Annotated in this window: 18 protein-coding genes, 3 pseudogenes and 1 riboswitch; of the genes and pseudogenes, 12 read left to right on the top strand and 9 right to left on the bottom strand. The window is 58.6% G+C overall.

Features of this window, described 5'->3' with window-relative positions:
- From groL to BM374_RS38240, 4 genes and pseudogenes are all read right to left on the bottom strand, one after another.
- A partial coding sequence (gene groL / locus BM374_RS35640) for a chaperonin GroEL (RefSeq protein ID WP_092303381.1) occupies positions 1–1,233 on the bottom strand: 1,233 nt, incomplete at its 3' end.
- 83 nt (positions 1,234–1,316) lie between these two features.
- Positions 1,317–1,631 carry a co-chaperone GroES gene (locus BM374_RS35635; protein ID WP_092303379.1) on the bottom strand — a complete coding sequence of 105 codons (315 nt, stop codon included), beginning with the start codon at positions 1,629–1,631 and terminating at the stop codon, positions 1,317–1,319.
- Between the two features lie 99 nt (positions 1,632–1,730).
- Positions 1,731–1,835, bottom strand: a pseudogene (locus tag BM374_RS39700) (co-chaperone GroES); the annotation flags it as partial.
- A 227-nt stretch (positions 1,836–2,062) separates the two neighbouring features.
- Positions 2,063–2,467, bottom strand: a complete 405-nt coding sequence (locus BM374_RS38240; protein ID WP_143270328.1) for a hypothetical protein — start codon at positions 2,465–2,467, stop codon at positions 2,063–2,065.
- Between the two features lie 226 nt (positions 2,468–2,693).
- Between BM374_RS38240 and BM374_RS35625 the strand changes: the two genes are divergently transcribed.
- Positions 2,694–3,353, top strand: a complete 660-nt coding sequence (locus tag BM374_RS35625) for an FkbM family methyltransferase (RefSeq protein WP_092303377.1) — start codon at positions 2,694–2,696, stop codon at positions 3,351–3,353.
- 373 nt (positions 3,354–3,726) lie between these two features.
- Here BM374_RS35625 and BM374_RS40190 read toward each other — a convergent pair.
- Both BM374_RS40190 and BM374_RS35615 read right to left on the bottom strand, forming a co-directional pair.
- Positions 3,727–4,079, bottom strand: a pseudogene (locus tag BM374_RS40190) (hypothetical protein).
- 26 nt (positions 4,080–4,105) lie between these two features.
- Positions 4,106–4,567: a MarR family winged helix-turn-helix transcriptional regulator gene (locus BM374_RS35615; RefSeq protein WP_092303375.1), complete on the bottom strand. Its 462-nt coding sequence runs from the start codon at positions 4,565–4,567 to the stop codon at positions 4,106–4,108.
- Positions 4,568–4,663: 96 nt separating this feature from the next.
- Here BM374_RS35615 and BM374_RS35610 point away from each other — a divergent pair, with 96 nt between their 5' ends.
- The 8 genes and pseudogenes from BM374_RS35610 to BM374_RS39075 all read left to right on the top strand — a co-directional run bounded on the left by BM374_RS35610 (position 4,664) and on the right by BM374_RS39075 (position 12,187).
- Positions 4,664–5,032, top strand: coding sequence for an antibiotic biosynthesis monooxygenase family protein (locus BM374_RS35610; protein ID WP_092303373.1), 369 nt, complete (start codon positions 4,664–4,666; stop codon positions 5,030–5,032).
- 33 nt (positions 5,033–5,065) lie between these two features.
- Positions 5,066–5,602, top strand: a complete 537-nt coding sequence (locus tag BM374_RS35605) for a cytochrome b (protein WP_092303371.1) — start codon at positions 5,066–5,068, stop codon at positions 5,600–5,602.
- Between the two features lie 214 nt (positions 5,603–5,816).
- Positions 5,817–6,113, top strand: coding sequence for an MBL fold metallo-hydrolase (locus tag BM374_RS35600; RefSeq protein ID WP_143270327.1), 297 nt, complete (start codon positions 5,817–5,819; stop codon positions 6,111–6,113).
- 154 nt (positions 6,114–6,267) lie between these two features.
- Positions 6,268–6,453, top strand: a pseudogene (locus BM374_RS35595) (IS5/IS1182 family transposase); the annotation flags it as partial.
- Positions 6,454–8,238: 1,785 nt separating this feature from the next.
- Positions 8,239–8,982: a thermonuclease family protein gene (locus BM374_RS35590; RefSeq protein ID WP_244552822.1), complete on the top strand. Its 744-nt coding sequence runs from the start codon at positions 8,239–8,241 to the stop codon at positions 8,980–8,982.
- 427 nt (positions 8,983–9,409) lie between these two features.
- On the top strand, positions 9,410–9,586 hold the full coding sequence (locus BM374_RS39080; protein ID WP_177248771.1) for a hypothetical protein: 177 nt from the start codon (positions 9,410–9,412) through the stop codon (positions 9,584–9,586).
- Between the two features lie 149 nt (positions 9,587–9,735).
- On the top strand, positions 9,736–10,902 hold the full coding sequence (locus BM374_RS35585) for an acyl-CoA dehydrogenase family protein (protein WP_092303367.1): 1,167 nt from the start codon (positions 9,736–9,738) through the stop codon (positions 10,900–10,902).
- Between the two features lie 1,120 nt (positions 10,903–12,022).
- The gene (locus BM374_RS39075) at positions 12,023–12,187 is read left to right on the top strand and encodes a hypothetical protein (protein WP_177248770.1); all 165 of its coding nucleotides are present in this window, start codon (positions 12,023–12,025) and stop codon (positions 12,185–12,187) included.
- Between the two features lie 29 nt (positions 12,188–12,216).
- On the opposite strand, the gene BM374_RS35580 is transcribed toward BM374_RS39075, so the two are convergent.
- Positions 12,217–12,828 (bottom strand): nodulate formation efficiency C protein, encoded by a 612-nt coding sequence (locus tag BM374_RS35580; protein ID WP_244552821.1) that lies wholly within the window; start codon positions 12,826–12,828, stop codon positions 12,217–12,219.
- A 640-nt stretch (positions 12,829–13,468) separates the two neighbouring features.
- Positions 13,469–13,671: riboswitch (cobalamin riboswitch) on the top strand.
- A gap of 103 nt (positions 13,672–13,774) precedes the next feature.
- On the opposite strand from BM374_RS35580, the gene metE reads away from it, so the two are divergent.
- The gene (gene metE, locus BM374_RS35575; protein ID WP_092303365.1) at positions 13,775–16,120 is read left to right on the top strand and encodes a 5-methyltetrahydropteroyltriglutamate--homocysteine S-methyltransferase; all 2,346 of its coding nucleotides are present in this window, start codon (positions 13,775–13,777) and stop codon (positions 16,118–16,120) included.
- Positions 16,121–16,782: 662 nt separating this feature from the next.
- Here metE and BM374_RS35570 read toward each other — a convergent pair.
- Complete coding sequence (locus tag BM374_RS35570; RefSeq protein ID WP_092303364.1) at positions 16,783–17,382, bottom strand: hemerythrin domain-containing protein; 600 nt, start codon at positions 17,380–17,382, stop codon at positions 16,783–16,785.
- Between the two features lie 887 nt (positions 17,383–18,269).
- Positions 18,270–18,875, bottom strand: coding sequence for a response regulator FixJ (gene fixJ, locus BM374_RS35560; RefSeq protein ID WP_092303360.1), 606 nt, complete (start codon positions 18,873–18,875; stop codon positions 18,270–18,272).
- 624 nt (positions 18,876–19,499) lie between these two features.
- Here fixJ and BM374_RS39070 point away from each other — a divergent pair.
- Together BM374_RS39070 and BM374_RS35550 are read left to right on the top strand one after the other, a co-directional pair.
- Complete coding sequence (locus BM374_RS39070) at positions 19,500–19,682, top strand: hypothetical protein (RefSeq protein ID WP_177248769.1); 183 nt, start codon at positions 19,500–19,502, stop codon at positions 19,680–19,682.
- Positions 19,683–21,612: 1,930 nt separating this feature from the next.
- Positions 21,613–21,921 (top strand): hypothetical protein, encoded by a 309-nt coding sequence (locus tag BM374_RS35550; protein WP_244552820.1) that lies wholly within the window; start codon positions 21,613–21,615, stop codon positions 21,919–21,921.
- Positions 21,922–22,643: the final 722 nt, after the last annotated feature.

Genomic DNA, 22,643 nt, shown 5'->3' with positions numbered 1-22,643 from the left:
GATGCCTTCTTCCACAGCCGCGCGGGTCGCGTGCATCGCGTCATCAACGCGATCCTTGCGCTCCTTCACCTCGACCTCGGTCGCGCCGCCGACGCGGATCACCGCGACGCCGCCGGCGAGCTTGGCGAGACGCTCCTGGAGCTTCTCACGGTCGTAGTCCGAGGTGGTTTCCTCGATCTGCGCCTTGATCTGGGCCACGCGCGCCTCGATGTCGGCCTTCTTGCCGGCGCCGTTGACGATCGTGGTGTTCTCCTTGTCGATCATCACCTTCTTGGCGCGACCGAGCATGTTGAGCGTGACGTTCTCGAGCTTGATGCCGAGATCTTCCGAGATCGCCTGGCCGCCGGTCAGGATCGCGATGTCCTGCAGCATGGCCTTGCGGCGATCGCCGAAGCCCGGAGCCTTGACGGCCGCGACCTTCAGGCCGCCGCGCAGACGGTTCACGACCAGGGTCGCGAGCGCTTCGCCTTCGACGTCCTCGGCGACGATGACCAGCGGCTTGCCGGTCTGCACCACGGCCTCGAGCAGCGGCAGCAGCTCGTTCAGCGAGGAGAGCTTCTTCTCGTTGATGAGGATGTAGGCGTCGTCCATCTCGACGCGCATCTTGTCGGCGTTGGTGACGAAGTAGGGCGAGATGTAGCCACGGTCGAACTGCATGCCCTCGACGACGTCGAGTTCGGTCTCGAGCGACTTGGCTTCCTCGACGGTGATGACACCCTCGTTGCCGACCTTCTTCATGGCGTCGGCGAGGAACTTGCCGATCTCGTGGTCGCCGTTGGCCGAGATGGTGCCGACCTGGGCGATCTCGTCGTTCGAGGTGACCTTCTTGGAGTTCTTCTGCAGGTCCGCAACCACGGCCTCGACCGCGAGGTCGATACCGCGCTTCAGGTCCATCGGATTCATACCGGCCGCAACCGACTTGGCGCCTTCGCGGACAATCGCGGCGGCCAGGACGGTCGCGGTGGTGGTGCCGTCGCCTGCAGCGTCCGCCGCCTTCGAAGCTACTTCGCGTACCATCTGGGCGCCCATGTTCTCGAACTTGTCGTCGAGTTCGATGTCCTTGGCTACGGCAACGCCGTCCTTGGTAATGCGGGGAGCGCCGAACGACTTGTCGAGAACGACGTTGCGGCCCTTGGGACCGAGCGTGACCTGCACGGCATTGGCGAGGATGTCGACGCCGCGCAGCATGCGGTCCCGCGCGTCTACTCCGAACTTGACTTCCTTGGCTGTCATAAACAATTCCCTCAGTTCTTGTTCTCCCATCTTCGGCGCGCCCGAGCGGGCGCTCGTCAGGGGGAAGCTGTGCGAGCGCTGGATTAGGCGGCTTTCCTCTTGGAAAACACATCGGTGAGAACGCCCATGATGTCACTCTCCTTCATGATCAAGAGCTCCTGGCCGTCGATCTTGACTTCGGTGCCCGACCATTTGCCGAACAGCACGCGGTCGCCGACCTCGACGTCGATCGGGATCAGCTTGCCGGCTTCGTCGCGGCCGCCCGGGCCAACAGCGACGATCTCGCCCTGCGAGGGCTTTTCCCTGGCTGTGTCGGGAATGATAATGCCACCAGCGGTCTTCTCATCGGCGTCGACGCGCTTGACCACGACGCGGTCGTGAAGCGGACGGAAATTCATGCAAAGCTCCTGAGCGTTTGAACGAGTTAAAGATAGTCACATTGTGACAAGCCAAATGATAGCAAGGGTCAGGCCAAAAATGAGCTGAACAATCCATGCCTGCAGCTTTTGCTTGGCTGTGTCGGGAATGATAACGCCGCAAGCGGTCTTCTCATGGGCGTCGATACGCTTGCCAACGCGGTCGTGAAGCGGACGGAATTTCATGCAGAACTCCTGAATTCAAGCTTGAGATAGTCACATTGTGACAAGCCAAATTTAGCAAGAGTCAGGCCAAAATGAGCTAAACCATCGAGGCGCGCAGTTCTGCTGAATCGTAGCTTGGCCTGGCGTGTCTTTGTCTGAAAGCAAACGCCCGAGGTACGCAGCGCGCCAAGCTGTTGTAAAAATGACATTGCGCTTCGTCGAAGCACGCGGATTGAGCCCAGGGTTCCTCAATATTGCAAGGGGGTCGTTGCACCGATCGAAGCGCCGCGCTTTTCAACTGCGACGGCCGGGTGCAGCACCTGACTGCTTCGTCTGACGGCAGCATCTAGCAGCTGACGCTGGCGAACCGTGCGGTGCACAAACACGCCTTGATGAGCAGCGCTCAAGCGCAGTCGCAACAATATGCCAACATCTGGAAAGCCGCAAATTGCGTCAGCGAAATCTGAGGTGCTGACCGTTGACGGCAGGACACATTTGGCCCAGCTGTGATGGAGCTGATTGCCTATTGCTGCGGACGAGAGATCACTTTTGCCCGTGCACGCTCCACTGAGAATAACGGATACACGACATTCGAGCGAAGCCGATCGTTCGGCCATCCCGAAAAATGAACCGCGGGCAACGATCTGGCTCACACAGGCGCCTCTGCCAACGCTAAGTTGGAACTTGTATTGCGGGGCAGTCGCTGCACCTGTCTATCCGAGAGGTTTCCGTTTTGACATTGATGGCATCCAAATAGCCGCCATGGATCAGGGCGACCGAGCAGCATATGAACCATATACGTTGATATACGTTGTGCCGGCGCCTCTGGCGTGTGATTGCGGCGTCGAAGGTTCGAAACTCACGCGATCCCCGGGCCAAATGGAAAAAGCACCTGTGTCCTCAGAAGTACACCTGCACATCGTCTCACTTCTTCAGAAGCCGAATCCCGTCATCCTGGATATCGGCTGCAATGACGGGACCGATACGCAGCAATTTCTCAATTTCTGCCCGCATGCTCAGCTCTACTGTTTTGAGCCGGATCCCAGAGCGATCGCGCGCTTCAAGAAGAAGCTGGGCTCATCCCTCAACAAGGTGAAGCTGTTTGAAATCGCCATCAGTGATCGAAACGGGATGATCGACTTCCATCCAAGCAATGCAGATGGTGATGCGAAGGAATGGGACCTCTCCGGCTCAATACGCCGCCCGAAGAATCATCTTACGGAGTATGATTGGGTTCGGTTCGATCGCCCCGTCCCTGTTGAAACGCGGCGGCTAGACGATTGGTGCAGCGAAGCGGAGCTGAACACGGTCGATTTCATCTGGATGGATGTCCAGGGAGCCGAAGCCGATGTTATCGCCGGCGGCATGCAGACCTTAAGCAACACGCGCTTCCTCTACACGGAATATAGCGACCGCGAGCTCTACGAAGGGCAGTTGTCGCTGCAAGCCATTCTTGACCTGTTGCCATCATTCGAAGTGGCGGCCCACTATCCACGCACTGTGGAGGGTGATGTACTGCTCAAAAATACCCGCTTCTAGTGGCTCCCCTTATCGAGCGCCTCATTCATCGCTGCAAGACCTGACCAGCGCGGTCTGTGCCACCCAAAAAAGCTGCACAACTAGTGATGATTAGGTGAGGGGATATTGGTAGCCGAACGGGCACTCCGGTTTCCAACCGCCATTCCAGACCAATGCATCACGTCGGCGTTGGCCTCGCGCCGGATCGGATCAAGATTGTCATCGCAACCGGAGTTACTTGCCTGCTAATTTGCCTCATGTGAAGCTGATCACCGAACTGCGAGCATGCTCTGCCGGTGCGGCTGCGGCACGATGACGAAGACAGGCGAGGACGTCAGTAGACGCCTCAACATAATCCCGCGCAATGCCCGGAAGTTTCTCCCGGCCGCGCTGATCACCCGCAATTCCAGATCGGTCCGATCGGCGTCCGCGTCCAACACGGCCCGAAACTGCCGCCGTTGTGGCGGCCGCCGCCGAAGCCGGGGGACCGAAATTGTGCCACTCGCCATCCCAGCCGTAGTACTGAGGAACCGGGTATACCGGCGCCGGTCGACGCGCGAGAGCCGGCCCATTGCGTCCTTCTGCTTGTAGAGGGGGCTGCTCTTGCTCAGCGGCTGGCGAATAGACGGGCAGGAAGCCGTAACCTTGCCAGACAGGCTTAGGCCGCTTTTGAATTGGCGCAGCGTTCGCGACGACCGGCAGCATCGACAGGATCATAGTAGCAGTTAAGCACATAAAGCGAGGCATGGATCGACAATAGCGGTCGGTTCGCATCAATCTTCGTGGGGTTCGAGCTTCTTCCGTAGTGCCGTGACGACACGATGAACGGTCTGCAGGTCCTTGACCGAAAGCCCTTCCGAAAGGCCGGTGACCCACGGTGCCTGCAAAGCCATGGCGGCATTGAAAGCGCGCCGTCCTTTGTCAGTCAGGACAACAAGTTGCGCCCTCCGATGATGCGGATTGGCCTCGAAGGTGAGAAGGCCTTCCGCATGTAGGTCATTGACGATCCGCTGCACGTTTTGGCGATTGGCGCCGAGGTCGCGGGCGAGCCACGCGACTGGCTGCGGGCGTTCTGCGTGCACAATGGCGCCGAGGATCTGCCAGCGCGCGCTCGTGAGGCCGAGCTGAGCCACTAGACGGTCGCCTGCGGTCAAGAGCTGGCTGTTCAGTCGGAACAGATCGAGCATGAGGTTGGTCAGGGCATCGCCGGCTGGCGTTCGTTGGGATTTCAGCATCTGTCACCATAAACGTCGTTGACACCATAATGTCAAATCAGTAGTCTAGGTATCGTACCACAATGACATCATGCAACCAACTCATTGGAGGACTTCATGACAACGTTCCGTCCCCTGGATCCCGCCTTTCCAATCGAACGCCAAATCGGTATCGATGCCAGCCCCGTCGTCCTGGTGAATGTCTTCACGCTCGAAAAGGCCGACGATCAAAGCTTTCTCCAAACCTGGCAGAACGATGCTGCCTTCATGAAGCGGCAGCCCGGCTTCATCTCCACCCAGCTTCACCGCGCGATCGGCGACAGCCCGACCTATTTGAACTACGCCGTCTGGGAATCGACCGCGCACTTCCGGGCTGCGTTCACGCATCCCGAGTTCAGAGCCAAGATCGCGGCATATCCCTCGTCCGCCGTTGCTTCTCCGCACCTATTCCAGAAGGTCGCGGTCCCCGGCATCTGCGTCGCGTAGCTCATCCGCAACCGATTCAGAAGAAGACCGGCAATGGGACTGAAGAGCACCCCTGAACGCCACGGGGCCATGATCGTAACGATGCATTGGCTGACCGCACTGCTGATGATCGTTCTCATTGCCACAGGATTCCGCGCAGCCAACACGGTCGATCCAGCAGCGAAGGCGGCGATTCTACGAGTTCACGTCCCGATCGCAATCGCGGTTCTTGCGCTGATGCTTCTTCGAGTTGGCTGGTGGTGGGGCGTCGATCGCAAGCCCCATCCGGTCGCTGGATCACCACGGTGGCAGGAACGCACAGCTCGCGCGATACATCTTCTCTTGTACGCGGTCATCTTCGGAATGATTGCGAGCGGTATCGGGATGATGGCGCTTAGCGGCGCAGCGCCAATGGTCTTTGGCGGAGACGGCGCCCTGCTGCCCGACTTCTGGAAGTATCCGCCCCGAGTGCCGCACGGCTTCGGAGCACGGCTTCTGCTTGCCTTGGTCGCGCTTCATGCCGGGGCCGCTCTCTATCACCAGTTCGTTCGCCGTGATCATCTTCTCCGGCGTATGTGGTTCAGCAGATGATCGATGAGGCAAAGGGCACCAAGCTGGTGCTGTTGGGCACTGCCGTGGGCCCAGTGCCCGGCCGCACGCGCGTAATGCTGAGCAACGGAGCAGCGTATGTGCTTGATTGCGGCATGGAGGTTACCAATCAGTTTGCCCGCAGCGGGATTCCCGTTTAACGCGCTGAAAACTGCGCGGCTCGATGCCGTGGCGAAGATGGCGGAGGGCGCCCGACGTGCTGGTTCACGAAACGATGTACGTGCCGGCCATGGAGGCGTTCGTCAGAGCACAGGTCACCGCGGACCTGCCGGTGAAGTTCGACTCGTTCATGGCGCACATGAAGGCGAGCCACACAGCATCCGAAGATGTCGGGCGCATCGCACAGGAAGCTGGCGTAAAGACACTCGAGCTGTCGCACCTCACTCCGGCCATTGACAGCATCGACGATGAGACCTGGCGTGCCCCAATGGCGAAGCACTTCAACGGCGAGATCATCGTCGGCAAAGCTCTAACGGTTGTGAGGCGGGCATAGGCGGCTTGTCGCCTTTGGGGCAAACTCGACCAAACTCAATGTGAGCATAACAAGTCTGCTGCCAGGCGGATAGCGTCCAGATCCCTAGGGCGGAAGCTCACATTGAGCCCGCGCTTCGAACAAACTCCCAAAGTGGCGCCCGAACCATGCGCTACGAACTCACCGACAAAGAGTAAGTCCTTACCTGTATCGTGCTCGCAATCGAGTTGAGCAGTTCTTAAACAGGATCAAGCAATGTCGGCGGGTAGCGACGCGCTACGACAAACTTGCCGCCAATTACCTCGCGTTTGTCCAACTCGCGTCAATCAGGCTATCGCTCGGCACTGAGTCCACGTCCTAGCTGATCACACCCTGCCTTACCAGAAAGCATGCATATCCCTGGCGGTCTCCCAGCTGCACGACGCCAAAGGTCGAAGCCGTAGCAGTACGGGAGAATCCCGACGCGAGAGCTTGCCGCGCTGATGGCGCGGCGGACCTAGCGCTGATCTCGGCCAGGATGTGCGCTGCGTCCGGGCACGTGTTCTCTATTCTCGACAGGCATCATCACGCGCACGGATCCACGAAATCGTCGAGCGGATACAGAGCGTTAGGATGATGCGTACGGTTCTGTCCATGACTCATGCCGGCAGCTGGATCAGGCGCTCCCGAGCAGAGTTGCGGCTGCGATGCAGGTAGCCCGCTGCATCGATGCCACGAGGTCGCCACCGAGGGCAGCACGATCGAGTGCTGCGAGGAAACCTATAAGAGGGCAATGGGGCAGTGTTAGCGGGCCGGCATACCCGCTCGGCCCTTTTCCGAGTGCCCTGGCGAGGAGCCGCGGAGCCGGTGGCGAGACATCGCGGCCCGACTGAGTAGGCGCTAGATTTCCTCGCGCGCATTCGTCTGCGCGTCCTAGATCCGGATTTGAAGCATGGGAAAACGCTTCTTTAGTTCTGCTCCACCTGCCTTGGCGCCGTCTCCAGTTGCGAATTCGGCTCTGGGGCGGCCATCCACTTCAAGCGCGTAAGAAGCGACAGGCAATTCCCGGGGGGCTGCAACCATTTCATTTCTCATTGTGTAGTGAGATCGTTGAGAATGATTTATAGCTTCAGTCGGCTAAACCGCACCACAGCGACCTGTCCGAGTGCCGCGATGGGAAACCATCTTTGGCTTGCCGCCTCGCACCGAATGGCAGCAGGAGTGCTCGCGATCGTCCGAACACGCGGGCGGCTTACCCCTCGCCCCGTGCGTATACGACGAAGCCACCGAGGTGCCGCTCCGAATTTGCCTGGCGCAAACGCGCGCACTCATGCGGGGTTTGCTCGGTAACTCTCCGGATGTGATCGCGGTGAAGCGTATTAGGAGAGAGCGGCAGCCGGCTGGATCATGACAAACGGGTTCCTCTACGAACGCAGTGGCGGCACCACGAACGATTATGGTGCAACGCACACGTACGAAAAGCCACAATGAGGTTGGCATCAACGACCATCCCGCCCGGCTCTCCGAAAGAGGGCTCCGGGTCTTGCGCGGTTTGCGGAAACGATGCCGGTTCAGTTACGCAGCGAGCGTTGAGCTGAACTCTGTGGCGCCTTTGTCCAGATCTCAGAGGAAGCGAGACCGGATTTCTTTCGAACACAATCTTTTCCTGACAAGAATTCACCGCGAAATGTCATCGTCCTCGCTGAAACGGCCGACAGCCTTCTGTCTGCCGATGCATGTTGGCACAAAGGATAGCCAGGTTGCTCCTCCACGCCGGACTTTCCACTCGACCCAAGATTCACAGGCCTCTTTTGTTCTTCAAGCGCGTGAGAAACAGCGCTCCGAGGTTCGGCTTTCTCCCGCATACCAGGTTCGCGGTCGCACTATGGGGCTTTCTCCTCAGTTCGAGAGGGTGCAGCGCGCGCCCAGAGAGAGACCGGCGAGGCCCGAATGATACCCCGACATGCGCAGGAAGAAAGCGCGTGAAGCTCACGCAACGTCAGGTCGTAGCTTGGAAACCACGGCCACGCTTTCGTAGAGTAAACGTCGAAAGATGTCGGTCTAATAGCGGACATAATGCGTTTAAGCAGCAAATGTGGCGGCGCGCCGGATCGTCCGTGAAGAGGATCAAGAGCGAAAGGTTATTGTCGGGATGAAACACCGCGTAATGTTGGTCGCATTGTTTGCTGTCATGACATCTCCGGTGTGCGCGGCGAAGCTCAGCGGCCCTCTGCGCATCCTGGACGGCAATACGATTGAGATCGAGCAGACCAAGATTCGGCTCTTAGGCATCGAAGCTCCTGAGACCGATCAGATTTGCCTCGACGCCAACGGCCGGAAATGGACTTGCGGCGTAGCTGCTCGCGACGAGCTTATCAAGCATTCGAACGGACGAACGTGGGATTGTCATACCACAGGCGTCGATGAGTATGCGAGGTCACGCGGCAGTTGCTTCATCGAAGGCGAGGACGTGAACGCCTGGATGGTACGCTCGGGCTGGGCACTCTCGTCGGGTCCGTACGTCATCTATGAGGTTGTGGCGAGCAAAACCTGTGCGGGGCTGTGGTCGGGGGCGTTCATCGCGCCGTGGGACTGGCGTCGCCGCAATAGGGCGACGATCATCATCGGCGCGAGCTCGGTTTCCGTCGATGCTCAGGAACTCCTGCTCGGATCCACCCTGCTATCGGACCCGCCCTCGTCCGAGTGTGTGATAAAAGGCACCGTCGGCCGCAATGGCGAGCGCATTTATCACCTCCCCGGCCAACTCAGTTACGAACAAATCGACATGAGCAAGCCCGGCGAACGCTGGCTCTGCAGCGAAGCGGAAGCCGAGGCCACCGGACTGTGGGTGTGTTGGTTAGAGGCGGACGTCAGAGGGACGGAGTTCAACAAATGTGACGGCGGCGTTTAGGCGCTGCCATTGCACGATCAAGTCGCTTTCCTAGATGCTGCAAGAGTGCCGCCGTTGCGTACAACGGTACGTGCGCTATTGGTAATGTCAGGAGATCGGACCGGGCTGAACCTCCACCGGCAAGCCGAGCCCAACTGGTCCGCGGTCGAGCTCCAATGCAGTCGTTCTCCTCCGTGTCCGGTTGGTGACCTCTTGTGCCTGGAACCAGACAGGGGAGGCGCGATCATCCTGCTCGCGTGCGCACGCCGAACGTGATCACGTTTCGATTAAAGGCACGGCCGGCAGACCATGTTTGGTGGCACGTCGATGCTGGGGAGACTGAAAAGAGCCGCAGGCTTGGGGCGCCTCGCGGTCGCCAAGTCAGGAATTCGCAACGTGGCTCGATCCGGCCAGGCCCAATTGTGACAAATCGTCCGTTGGAGACGACATGAGAAAACAAGCGATGCCGTCAACCGTCGGAGACATAATGCAGCAGAGGCGGATCGATCTCGCCGCCGCATATCGGCTGCTTTGCCGCTTCAGCCTCAAAGATAGCATTGACAGCCATGTCTCCGTGAGCCTTGCCGGCCCTCAAGATCTTTCAGCCAGTATGTTGGGGCGCTAACCGCCCGCAATCGCGTCATAGTACAATATCAGCTGCGACAGTTTCGACGATCCCTCCCGTCTCATTATCAAGCCGGCCGGCTTCGCCATGCGCGCAATCCAAATCAATGAAGCGCGGCGTGGGTCGGCTCAACACACCGGGGACAGCTTATGAACGCTCCACCAGAGAAGATCACTGCAGATACCGACGCTACGGCTGCGACCTGGGATAATCTGTCGCCGCTACTGGTCGATATCCGCGCGCGTCGAAACGAGTTCGCCCGCGCGCAGAAGATTCCCGACGAGATTATCGAGGGCTTCAAGCGCGTTGGCGTTTATCGAGCTTTGGTCGCCAGGCGATTCGGCGGCGACGAGCGGACGCCAGCCGATTTCTGTCGCCTGATCGAGCGCATTTCCGAGGCCGACGGCTCCGCCGGTTGGGTCGCCAGCTTCGGCGACGGGGCTCGCTACCTCGCTGCCCTTCCGGACGACACGCTTCGCAAGGTATACGCGAATGGACCTGACGTGGTGTTGGCAGGTGCGCTTTTCCCGCTCCAGCCCGCTAGACGAAGTACCGACGGATTCGTCGTGAACGGCGTGTGGCCATTCGCCAGCGGCTCACCGGGCGCGGATCTGATAGGCGTCGGCATCACTGTGGAAGACGATCCGACCGGTGGCCTTGCTCGAGTAGCCGTGATGCCGGCTGAAAAGGTGACAATCCGTCCCAATTGGGACGTCATCGGCCTGCAAGGCACCGGCAGCCACGACGTCGTTGTCAATGACGTCATTGTGCCGGAGGAATGGACCTTGATCCGCGGCGGTCCGCCGACACTCGACGGTCCGGTCTATCGTTATCCGTCCGTGGCTTTCGCTGCACAGGCGCATGCGATTGTCGGCATCGGTATTGCGCGCTCCGCGCTAGACCAGGTAATCGCTTTCGCCGGAAGCCGCGCCTCAATCACTGGAGCACCCCTGATGGCAGAGCGTGGCTATGTCCAACTGGAAATGGCCAAAGCCGAAGCCTTGCTGCGTTCCGCGCGTTCCTTCTTCTATGAGGCCACCGAGGGGCTGTGGAAGGAAGCGCTCAAAGGTGCGGTAAACCCGAGCACGGCGATGCTAATGCGACTCGCCGCGACGAACGCCGCGCGGCAGAGCGCTGAGGTCTGTAGGATTGCGAGCGGCCTTGCTGGAAGTGCGTCGCTTTATACCACCAGCAATCTGGCGCGCGCCATGTGCGACAGCTTCGTGGTCGCCCAGCACGCAGCTTTAAACGAGGGGACGCTTCAAAGCGCCGGCCGACTCCTGCTCGGAAGTGAAGCACAGCCGGGATTTCCGTGAACTGGGTCTCTACGTTCTGCACTCCCCTCAGCAACGGATTGCCGGACCTGCGGTATGACTGTCTCCAGCACAAGACCTCGCCGCCTGCTGGCCTTGTTTAGAGGACAGGAGAAGAGACCTCGCAGTTCGGCGTCTCGCAAGAACACCACCTCATGTCCTTGGCGAATCTCGTCCTCGTCGCACACATAACGAGCGCTCTCATAGCTCTCCACGCCCCTGCCTGCCCCATTGACTATCGTCATGTGATCTCCGGTACAGTTCACGAGGTTATCGCTCTCCGCTTCTGCTGCGATGCTATCCCGTGCGGGCCCAAATCTTCGCCGAGCGCTTCGCCGCAGGTGAATTGCCTTGACCAGCGAAAAACGGCTCCATCGTGATCTTCTGGACCAGCCGGTGCCTTTCAAGAACAGAAGGCGACACGCACGCCGACAGCTGGCAGATCCCTCAGCTGCCTGTAGGAGGTCGGCGGGTCGGCTCAAAGACGTTGACTCGCACGTGGCGTCAGATTGTAGCATTTCGAAATAGCTGACGGAGATGCCGGGCAACTCGGACCGGCCGCTGTCTGCTGCCCTCGGTGAGGCGATGATACCAATGCGGTCGATGGTGTGCACAGCAGACGGCGGAGCAGGTGGGGCTCGCGCGAAGAATCCGATTACTCGCATGCGAACAACAACGGATTCCGTCCGAGCCTCCGGGAATTCTGGGTTTCTGCGCTCTGGGGCCGGCACGCTGACGCCGTTCGAACGTCCGCGGATCGTCTCTGTTCGACGCTTCTCATTTAATCTGCATGACTTTCACGATCTCAGGACAAGGGAGAATAAAACCTTCAATGTTTATGCGAGTCAGTCGTGAGCCGTATGCCATCAATGTCGTCTCATAAAGAAGAAGCAACGCCAGATTTCTTCGATCATTGATCATTACGCAATTGGAATTTGCGGTGAACGTTTCTCCGCAAATAACCGCCGGCAGTCCTCCCTCTGTCGGCGTCTGACTTGGCCCGGCCATCGAAAAGAGGCCGGGCTTTTTTTGCGACAAGCGACTGACAGCTCGGAGTGTTCTGGCCCGCCCTGTCTCATGATCTGCGAAGGTAGGAAGACAGGGCAAACGTATAGTTTGTCACATGCTGAAGCCGATCGATCCGATGCTGGCGCCCGAGCTGCCCTGGCTGCTCGCCTCCATGGGCTACGGGGGCGGCATGCTCACCCAGTCAGCCGCGCGATGCGCGGCGAGCACGCCGGATCGGCTTGGGCCCGCGGCGTCGCGAAGTCCGGTCCTTGAAGCGTAGTATGTGAGCTGGTTCCCTCGCAGCCTCTCTTACTCTTCCCGTTTCTTTGACTCCATGCGAGCGAACCAGGCGTCGGCAGGAAAGGCCGCGATACGCTTGGCAAAGGGGGATTGCGGCTCCCAATCTTGCCCCTCGCTCTTCTCGAAAGTGATCACCCCGTTGTGCGTAAAAAGAAGAGGCCCTGGGATATTACAGTTCACCAAAAGCAAAACGCGCCACAGATCACCTTTCTCGGTCGGCTTGTCCTTCTGCTTCGGCACGTAGTCCACTCCAACAGGCTCAACAATGGTACAGCGGCCCTGCCGCAGAAGATCGCCAAGCCGGCCCTGCGTTGTCGTCACGAAGTTGAAGTTGCTCGGATCATGCAGAAAGCGAACATTTGCGTCCCTTTCATCCTCCTTGACTTCAGTAGCGATCAATGAGAGCGCCAGGGCTTGCCAACCCAATTCCATCGGCTTTGCATAGGTCGACGCAAGTTGAAACGTGCCGTCGAGCGCGATTTTCCAGGCGATGACGTTCTGTTCGTCCAGTGTATCATCCGGGTGCCTGGTCCATAAAATGAAAACATAGTCGCTTTGGTCAAGTTCAGCGACGCCCCACATTCGAGGGACAAAAAGTGCCACCCTCGAAACGTTGGACATAAGTTGTTCTATCGTCTCACCGTCTTGCGCTCGCCACGTTGACTTGAATCTTTTGATATGGGGGCTCTCGATGGCCCGAATACTGTTGCTCGTCGCAGCCAGCGCGGCCATACAGATCAGGGATCGGCCGAGACAGAACAATAACGCGCGTCTTCCAGACACTTTCCTCATAACTGCCGGCCTATTTGGTTTGATCCACACGTCATTCCAAAACGGGCAACCTTGAACCTGCTATTCGCGAGCGCAAGAAGTTAGCGACGACGCGACCGATGGTGTCCCGTGCGAGCGGGCGCTCCCCTCTATGTCACGCGCCGCTAACTTCGCTGCCGGCGACAGCCTCAAGTTGCTGTGCTGGGTATGCCCAGCAGGAGGACTGGGCATGCCGACGACCTGCATTCCTCGTGCCAGGTAATAGACCGCAATTCGCACCGCTTTTTCTCCTCTTTGTCGGCTTCCCGACTTGCGAACGTCTCGATGTTTACCTCCGTGCGGGCCGGCGGCGGCTGCGATGGTCATTACACTGACTGGAGAGCCTTCCTCCATCGACTCAACGATAATGATGCACGGTCATTCGCGCAGCGGATGTCTCAGCACCAGCTTGAGACATAATCTGAGAGGTTGACGGAAGACTTGCCTTGCCGATAATCGAAGTCGTCGAGGTTCTCCGGTTCGCACTTGATCCGGAGCTAAGAGGGAAGCCGGTGAAGATGCCGGCGCTGCCCCCGCAACTGTGAGCGGCGAGCCGCTGTCCAACGATGCCACTGAGGCCCGCGCGGCTTCGGGAAGGCCGGACAGCAGCGATGACCCGCGAGCCAGGAGACCTGCCCCGACAATATAATCGTCCACGGGCGGGGTGTCCCGGTGGTGCGCCAAGCAGCCGTCGTACCGTACGACGTCCCCTGCCTGCGTCCGCCATGGCCTTTGCCTCCAACATGGGGTTAACGCTATGTCTCTTCTTTCCCTTCCGGTTGCCACGCTCGGAACGCCACGCATCGGTCCACGGCGTGAGCTCAAACTCGCTCTAGAAAGCTACTGGGCTGGAAAAATGAGCGAGCAGCAGTTGCTCGAAGATGCAGCCGGCCTGCGTGCCGCCAACTGGGCTCGTCAGAAGTCTATCGGTATCACCGTCATTCCATCGAACGATTTTTCGCTGTATGATCAGGTGCTCGACACGAGTGTCATGGTTGGCGCAATCCCGGATATCTACGCAGCGCAAGCCGAAACCGTCTCGCTCAAGACGTACTTCGCGATGGCGCGCGGTTCACAATCCAACGACCCCGATGTGAGTTGTGGTCATGGACCGCGCGGATCCGGCGCACCGGCGCAGGAGATGACCAAGTGGTTCGATACCAATTACCATTACATGGTCCCGGAGTTTCACAGCGGACAGACTTTCAGATTATGCTCTCGCAAGCCGATCGAGGAGTATGAGGAAGCCAAGGCCCTTGGCTTCCGGACCCGACCTGTCCTGATCGGGCCGGTTACATTCCTAAAGCTCGGCAAGAGTCCCGATCCTGCGTTCCAGCCACTCTCACTCCTGGATGAACTGTTACCGGTCTATATCGAGGTTCTGCAGGAATTGGCCCAACGTGGGGCTAATTGGGTTCAGTTCGACGAGCCCTGCTTGGTTCTTGATCTGGATGAGGGGACGCGTAGATCTTTGCGGCACGCCTATGACCGGCTCGCCAAGGAGGGGCCGGCCATCAAGATTATGGTTGCCAGCTATTTCGGCGACCTCGGCGACAATCTGCACACCGCCTTGAGCCTGCCAGTTGCCGGACTGCACCTCGATCTGGTTCGAGCGCCACAATTACTGGACCAGATCATCGAGGGCGGGCGAAGTGATCTCGTCATGTCGCTCGGTGTCGTCGACGGCCGGAATGTATGGCGGTCGAATTTGTCGTCGCTGCGCCAGTGGCTCGAACCCGCGATTGCGAAGCTTGGCAAGGATCGTGTACAGATTGCCCCATCCTGCTCGCTGCTTCATGTGCCGGTCGATGTTGAGCTCGAGATCGGGCTCGCTCCGGACGTCAAGAGCTGGCTTGCTTTTGCGGTTCAGAAGATGCGGGAGCTCGCGATCCTAGCGCCGGCGCTCGCAGGCGACCAGAATGCTGCGCTAGCTCTTGCCGAGTCGGAATGTACCGCGACTGACCGCCGGACTTCGCCGAAAATCCGTGATGCCAATGTCGCTGTCCGGATGAAAGCGATCGATCAGAGCATGCGTCGCCGTGCGAGCCCATTTGCCCGTCGTGCCGAGATCCAAAGCAATCGTTTCGGACTACCGCCTTTTCCTACCACGACGATTGGATCGTTTCCGCAGACCACAGACGTCCGGAATGCTCGCGCGGCGCGTGCGCGAGGCGCGATGAGCGACGAGCAGTACGACAGGTTCCTGAAGGAGGAGACTGCGCGCGCCGTACGTTGGCAGGAGGACATTGGCCTTGACGTCCTCGTGCACGGCGAGTTCGAGCGCAATGACATGGTGCAGTACTTCGGAGAGCAGCTCGCCGGCTTCGCATTTACCAGGAACGGATGGGTGCAGTCCTATGGCTCGCGTTGCGTCCGGCCACCCATCCTCTTTGGCGATGTAGTGCGGTCGAAGCCCATCACCGTAGACTGGTGGCGCTACGCGCAATTACTAACGAAGAAACCGATGAAGGCGATTTTGACCGGACCGGTGACGATCTTGAACTGGTCCTTTGTTAGGGATGATATTCCCAGAAGGGAAGTCTGCCGCCAGATTGCGCTCGCCATCCGAGACGAAGTCCGTGATCTCGAGAACGCTGGTGCGACCATAATCCAGATCGACGAGGCTGCACTGCGCGAAGGATTGCCGTTGCGTCGATCGGAGTGGACGGCTTATCTCGATTGGGCGGTGGATTGCTTCCGCATCTGCTCATCGGGCGTCGCCGATCAAACGCAAATTCATACACATATGTGCTACTCGGATTTCAACGACATCATAGCTGCGATCGCCGCAATGGACGCGGATGTCATCTCGATCGAGACGTCGCGCTCGAAAATGGAACTGCTTGACGCGTTCAGGAACTACGAATATCCAAATCAGATCGGGCCGGGCGTGTACGACATACACTCTCCACGCGTTCCGGAGACGGGCGAAATGAAGGAGCTGATGGCGTTGGCTCGGACACGGCTGCAGGATTCGCAGCTTTGGGTCAATCCGGACTGCGGCTTGAAGACGCGTAAATGGGAGGAGGTTCGGCCGGCGCTAGCGAACATGGTGGCTGCCGCCCGCGAACTGCGTGCTGCATTCGATCAGCGAGGCCGTTGATCAGGCTTGGATCTCTTCTCAACAAAGCTGATCCCCTCGCGGGCGTTTGCGCTCTCAATAATCGAGACAATTGAGGGAGTCTGGGAAAGACAAAAAATGCCCGGCACCGCTTAGCGGGCCGGGCGAAAGTCTGGGAGGAGCGACGCTGACGCATCGCACGCACGGCGAAGGGAGGACCGCCGCCGGTTCGATCACGGCGAAAGACATTGGCCGAAAATCTAAGCCCAGTTAAAGCACAAGGTCAGCGTAGCTCAATTATGCCGTGGTTTGCGACCCTATAGCCTGAGGTTTAGAAATCTACACCAAGATTTGTCACCCGTGAGCACGTCGGCAAGGCTCGCGACAGCAACGAGGGGCAATCATGCGGGCCAGTCACCGCAAGGAGGGCTAACCGCAAATTCGGTGCGCTCCTTGCCTGGAACTGCTGATGCTCGATCAGCGCTAGGTTACGAAGAAAAGCGACTCCATGGATCTCGCAATCGTAACCAATGCACGAATTGGGTGCTATTGATTTGAACCTGCTTAAAGCAGCCCTTGGTCCACCGGTTCCACCCCATACTCCGGTTTCGGCTTGGGCCGTCTACGAACGGACCAGCCAGAAGATGTCCCGAGCTTGAAGGTGGCTCGTTGTCGGGATCAATACGGCCCGTCTCAGCGCCGTGTCAGGGGCTGCCGGCGGGCGCGGTCGAAAGCACGACCGAGCTCCGTTCGGCCTCAGCTTCTTGCTCCAATTGCAGAATATGCGCTCTTAGCGCATCGGAAGTCGCTGCCGCTGTCTCGCCGAACAGCGGATCTCCATCATTAGTAAGGACCGAAGCGATTTCGGTCCAATCCTGAGCCGAGAGAGCCTTCAGGGCGGCGGGAAAGAAGTCTTGTTCTTCCCACATCATGTGGTGCCGCTCGCGTACTATAAAGTCGCTTATGATATTTCCGACGTCTTGCCGAAAGAGCTCACGGTCCGCGAGGATGGCGTCAATAGCTTGCGCGAAGTGGTGCAAACGCTCGACGACTTCTTGGTGTTCAACCGCGAGATCGCCGACGCTGGAAGCGGCATCCGGATCGCGAGCCTTGAGCTTCGAAAAAATCAAGTCTTCCTGCGGATGATGGTACAACTCGGGGTAAACCTCGAAATAGCTGATAATTGCGCGAATGACCTCATAGTCGGGGCGGATTCCTCTCTCAAAAATCTCCAATTCGCGTTGAAGAGCAACCAGAAGGACATCAATGTTGCGATGCTCTCGAAGCAAAAGATCGATGATCATTGCGGTGCTCCTGGAGGCGCAATGTAGCCTGAAAGCGTTTTTGCTGTTGCAAGATCGCCCAGTTATCTCGCGAACGTTAAGTGGACGCAGAATGGCTGCTCCTGGCGAACTGGAAAATTTGGATGTTTTCCCTAGGTAGAAGCCCCTAGGTATTTACACGTAAGTCCCCTGAGGACGGCGTATTGAATGGCGGCGGCGCGGTCCCTTGGTGGCGCAACAATGATCAGAATTCTGCATGCTGGCTTGGTCGGCCCCCGTTCGTGGAAACAGCCGTGAGCGCACCGCCGCACCCGTGAAGAGCTACAGGCAGACGTTGTGGTCCACCACCACTTTCGGCTCGCCGCAGGCGTCTTGTTCGGGCACCTTGACGCTAATCCTCATCGAGATCGGCCGGCCGCGGAGGTGAGTAGGCGGAATTGAGGCATCGTGATCGATGTAAGCCGGCTGGCGTCGTCGACGCGCTTCAGGATCATCCGATCCGTGCGCATTTGGCCGCCCACCCGGATCAGTACTTCGCTCGTGTGGCATATTGACCTGGCGCCAGGGCCTGCCTTGCCGCTCTCCACCGTCAAGATGCGTATTCGTGCAGAAATTGAGCCGTTAACGCTCGCTCGCTCGGGAAGCTCCGGTGGAGGATGGACCAATATATTTCCGAACTATGCGGTTCTTTCGAGGGCCCGACCTGCTGTCCATCGGCGCACAACTTTGCACCGACGCAAATGATCTGCTTCATATGCCGCGGTGATTCCGAGAAACCAGCAGCGCGTATCGGATCGGCAGCTATCCCATGATCCGCTCGGTGCGGTGCGAACGAAAGCCCTCCGTTCGTCATCTGGACTTCGCAGCTTGAATGCTTGGATAAGCCATTCGCGCGAATTGCGCTGCTGCTAGAGTCCAGCGGTAATGGCGATGCGCATCAACTCGGACATGCTGCGGACATTTGTCTTGGCCATGAGGTTTGCACGGTAAACCTCAACTGTCCGGGGACTGATACCGAGATCATGGGCGATCACCTTGTTAATCTTGCCGGCTAATAGTCCCTGCAGGACGTCACGCTCGCGCGACGAGAGGCTAGCGAGGCGGGCTTCCGCCTGCAGTTTCGCTGCGTCATCGGCTGGCTTTGCTGGCCGCGCATCCAAAGCACTATTGATCGCGCGCAATAGCACCTCCTCGTCGAACGGCTTCTCGATGAAGTCGACCGCACCCGCTTTCATCGCTTCGACTGCGAGCGATACGTCGCCATGACCAGTTATCAAGATCAAAGGGCAGTCGACGTTATCGGACTTCACCTTTCTGACCAGTTCAAGACCGCTCATACCCGGCATACAGATATCTGACACGATGCAGTCAACCGGACCGCGCGCGACGTCGTTGAGAAACGCGGTCGCCGTCTCATAGGTTGCAACGTAGAAACCGTTCACATCAAGAAGAAACGCGAGAGAGTCTCGCATAGCGGCGTCATCGTCGATCACAAGAATGCGTCGCCCAATCATGTCTCTTTACTACGCTCCCCAAATCGCGCGGTGAACGGAAACGTCGCGCCGCTGCCCAGATTGACTTCCGCGACGATGCGGCCACCATGTGACTCGATCATCGTCCGGCAGATTGATTGCCCCACACCCATGTCATGCTGCCGTGAAAAAGGGGCAGGCTGTCAGCGATATCGGCGCTGACGCGAGGCTATTTATCGGCAATGGTAGACGTGTCGACCTTGGCAATTTCGCGGCGCGGCATTGCGTCTCACGTACAGGGCGATCCGCCGGATCTGAATCTTGTCCACGATGATTGGATCGCGGTCCGGGCAGATCATCACCTATACGCGCTGCTGCTTCAGGTCGACTAGGGCAAGAGCGACAGCCACAGGTTCTTCAACGAGCGTGAGCGGAATCTTTACTGTGTGCTCGCCGGTGGCAACCAATTCCCGCAGGCGCCTGATGATACCGTTGGCGCGCAGAGCCTGTTCGGCGGTGTGTTCGAGTGCACACCAATGCGGTTGGCGTGCGGCTGTCGGGCGCCAGAGCCTTTATGTCCCGCATGTACTGTATAATTGCGTGGAGCGGCCGGTTGACCTCGTCTGCAAAAGACGATGCCATCTGCGACACGTGCACGAGTTCAGATTGAAACTCTTGGAACCGCCGTTCCTGCGCCGGCCGTTCGGTCAGGTTTGGGATGAAGCCGGTGAAGAACCGTTCGGTGCGCACTTTGGCTTGTGCGACGGAGGGAGAGCCGTCGCTCGGTTCGCCGACCACGATACGGCCGATGCCGATGATGTGCTCCTCGCCGTTGGGCAGATAACGTGAGATATAGCGCTCGTGCTCGGAGAGCTAGAGCTGTGGCATCATGCTCGTTACATTCATTCCGACTACATCGTCCGGAGGCCAACCAACTAAACGGACAGGCGGGGCGCAGACGAGCAAATGGTGCCCTTCTTGCCAATCACGATCATGGCTTCCGGCACGCTACTCCAGGGCCAACCGCAGATGGGCTAACCTATAGGGCGCCTGCTCTGTTTGCCGCAGAAGCCGATTGCCAATACAGCCAGGGAGAGAACCAACTCGTGCAAATTCCTGGATTTCGATCATGTAGGCGGATCAATGATGAGGCCTCTGACAACAACAGGCCAGGCTGAAATGAGGCAAAGCAGGGAGTGAAGTTCCCCGGCACGTAGCCGCGGCGAAAGTGCAAGAACGACAAGAGGAGGTAGAGTGGACGTGCGGTCCTGAACGTGAATTTCGCGCCAGGCATAGAACGAGAGCTAGCGCGGCGGCCGCCTCGTCAGCGCCAGAGGCGTACAGACCTGGCCGGACATGTTTCGTGGCGGCCCACATTGTTTCCCAGGGAGGTCACCGGAGGCAGAGCCCGCGTCAACAGCCTCCAGGGTGGGCCGCGCTATCTGGGCCAGGTGCGCCAGTGCGTCGGTTGCACGGCTACGTGTTCTCCCGTCTTTGCCTTGATCCATCCGCCAAAGATCCGCCGGCAAGGAAAGACCACCCGGTGAATGGTGTTTCCCTCGATCACCGCAATCTCCAGATCTCGGTCAAACGGCGGCGTTCTTTCGAGCCGCTCCCAGATTAGATCGCCATGACATCTTGGACGGGCTTCATCGCTGCCGGCTGACAAATTCAGGCAACCTCCTTAATACTACGGACGAGACACGGGCCGCGCGAACAGGCTCGCCGAATATTGGCCAGGCGCGGCGTGGTCTCGATCGTGTTGGCCGCAGCGAGGGGTTCTATCAACCGCGCCGCCTTTCAACCTATCGCGCCGGCTCATCATTGGCCCGTCAGTCGAAACATGCCCCTCCGAAACAGATCCCGGGTTCGGTCGAAGCGATCTCGAGCAGCTCAAGAACCTCGGCGCTTGGTGAGACCTTGGACTGAAGCCCACTTTTATCAGTACTCAGTCGCCGCAGTATTGATGCAGGTCAAAAAGAGATTATGCGCGTCCGGACGGCCGAGTTTGAGCGGCCGCTGTGAGTCGGACGAGTCCGGCACTGCCAGGCGAGATGTCCCAACTTGCGTGATCCGCCAGGACCGCGAGTTCGTCCGCAACATAACAGCGTGCAGTCGGATTGGTTCGAGGCGCACCGCTCGTGAATGAGCCACGACAGCATTTGTCCTCAATGATCCGATAGCCGGCAAGTAGATGGTGCATTGCACGCTTTCCGCGCATGTTGGTAGATTTGCTGGCGCTACTCCTAGTCCAGGCTTGCCGCGGAAGTCCTGAACCTTAAACTTATCGGAACGCTGGCAGCGGCAGGCCTGATCATGGCGCTGCCACGGCGGCAGGGTGGACAGTCAGGCGCGAGAAACGGGCGTTGGCCTCATTGGTTCACGATCGCGTGCGCCTAGGTCTTGCTATTGCTTGCTCCGGCCGGCGGTGCGCGTCAGAAAGTCTGCCCGAGCGGCGCAATGAGCCGGCATTTGCAGCAATGCCTCATGAGACCATCAGGTGTCCGGCGTATCGTTGCCGCGTCGCCAGCCTCCATGTTGACCGCGGGAGGATCGATAGGTTGAATGCCGGCATATCCGTCGTGAGTCTCAATCGTCTTTTTTGACAATCCTCACTCACAGCGGCCCAACGTTGTCGGTCGAGGGCATGTGCAGACCAAAAGCCGTTGTCCTTCGGCTCAAAACAGAGTGGGATCCGCCAAGCTGGTCAAAAAGAGGTCGCGTGGCCTGCGGGACAAGAGGAGCGCTCGGGCCGCGTGCTGGAGAAGCAGACAACCTCATGGGCATGCTGCTTGAGGCAGATCAAATACTCTTGTGGCGCGAATGGCAGAATGGTCGATCAGCAAACCCGCAAGAAGATGGTGCTATGCCTTCATTTAACGTTCGGTTCATTAAGACCGTTTGTGACGATACCGGCGAGGAACATCGTGCCTGTCAAGCAGCGTTCAAGGTCGATGCCGCCTCTCCGAGTGCTGCTGCACAGCAGGCGGAGATTGATTTCTGCAAGGAAAAAAATGTCCGCGATTGGACAGTATTCGCCGATGTGATAGAGCTTCGGACCGCGCCTGCATTGCCGGCGGCACCATGACATGGGTGAAGCAGTTTTTATGTCTGTGTTTGCTGGTTCAACGGTCGGCCGAACTAGTTGACCCGATCAAATTCGTCTCGGTGATCATAGCGCAAGTTGGACCGAGGAGCGTACCAGCTTTATGACTGGCGTATCTCAACGTTCCAGGTATGAACGCGATATCTGTGTTCCACGATAGCGGGCAGTAAGTTGGGACGTGAAAGCGTTCATGTCCGGCGTCGCGTCGCGCCCGTGACGGTCCTCACCTACATCGGAACGAGAGCTCCCGAGTATGACTTGCATGCAATCAAGGCGAAACTCAGAACAAAAGAAGGTTGCCACGAGAGACAATGCTCAATCGAAGCCGTCCAAGTCCTAAAAGTTCGTCGCATCGCAGATTTGGACTCTGTCTCGTTCACCTGTACAAAAGACAATTCGGTTCACCGGCTCGTCATCAAAGCGCCAACCACGCACGCCCCGCCGTTGCTTGCAAGGCTTATGGCTCTGCTGAGAACGAGGCGCCGACAAGAAGATCTATCAGCGAAAATAGGCCGTGCGGAGCTTCTGTGTTCTTCGCGACGTGGGGCGCGTGAAGGAGAAGGGGCATTGCGCCATGCACGCTCAAGTGCAGGGGATCCGCAGAAAACTCGGCAGAATCTTTAAACGCGACTGTTGCTCCGATGTCACCAAATGTATGAACCGGCGATCTAGGCTCGTGTCAAAGAGGGACGACATGTTCGATA

It is taken from the genome of Bradyrhizobium sp. Ghvi, from assembly GCF_900115265.1.
Lineage (GTDB): Bacteria > Pseudomonadota > Alphaproteobacteria > Rhizobiales > Xanthobacteraceae > Bradyrhizobium.
This window is presented reverse-complemented; position numbering and strand designations above follow the sequence as displayed.

Bases quoted from the DNA above. Each gene is read 5' to 3' on its own strand.
- fixJ (WP_092303360.1), bottom strand. From the start codon at position 18,875: ATGATTGGGCGACGCATTCTTGTGATCGACGATGACGCCGCTATGCGA.
- BM374_RS39075 (WP_177248770.1), top strand. From the start codon at position 12,023: ATGCTGAAGCCGATCGATCCGATGCTGGCGCCCGAGCTGCCCTGGCTG.
- BM374_RS35585 (WP_092303367.1), top strand. From the start codon at position 9,736: ATGAACGCTCCACCAGAGAAGATCACTGCAGATACCGACGCTACGGCT.
- BM374_RS35590 (WP_244552822.1), top strand. From the start codon at position 8,239: ATGTTGGTCGCATTGTTTGCTGTCATGACATCTCCGGTGTGCGCGGCG.
- BM374_RS35610 (WP_092303373.1), top strand. From the start codon at position 4,664: ATGACAACGTTCCGTCCCCTGGATCCCGCCTTTCCAATCGAACGCCAA.
- BM374_RS35625 (WP_092303377.1), top strand. From the start codon at position 2,694: ATGGAAAAAGCACCTGTGTCCTCAGAAGTACACCTGCACATCGTCTCA.
- BM374_RS35580 (WP_244552821.1), bottom strand. From the start codon at position 12,828: ATGTCCAACGTTTCGAGGGTGGCACTTTTTGTCCCTCGAATGTGGGGC.
- metE (WP_092303365.1), top strand. From the start codon at position 13,775: ATGTCTCTTCTTTCCCTTCCGGTTGCCACGCTCGGAACGCCACGCATC.
- BM374_RS35615 (WP_092303375.1), bottom strand. From the start codon at position 4,567: ATGCTGAAATCCCAACGAACGCCAGCCGGCGATGCCCTGACCAACCTC.
- BM374_RS35605 (WP_092303371.1), top strand. From the start codon at position 5,066: ATGGGACTGAAGAGCACCCCTGAACGCCACGGGGCCATGATCGTAACG.
- BM374_RS35550 (WP_244552820.1), top strand. From the start codon at position 21,613: ATGGGCATGCTGCTTGAGGCAGATCAAATACTCTTGTGGCGCGAATGG.
- BM374_RS35570 (WP_092303364.1), bottom strand. From the start codon at position 17,382: ATGATCATCGATCTTTTGCTTCGAGAGCATCGCAACATTGATGTCCTT.
- BM374_RS39080 (WP_177248771.1), top strand. From the start codon at position 9,410: ATGAGAAAACAAGCGATGCCGTCAACCGTCGGAGACATAATGCAGCAG.
- BM374_RS35635 (WP_092303379.1), bottom strand. From the start codon at position 1,631: ATGAATTTCCGTCCGCTTCACGACCGCGTCGTGGTCAAGCGCGTCGAC.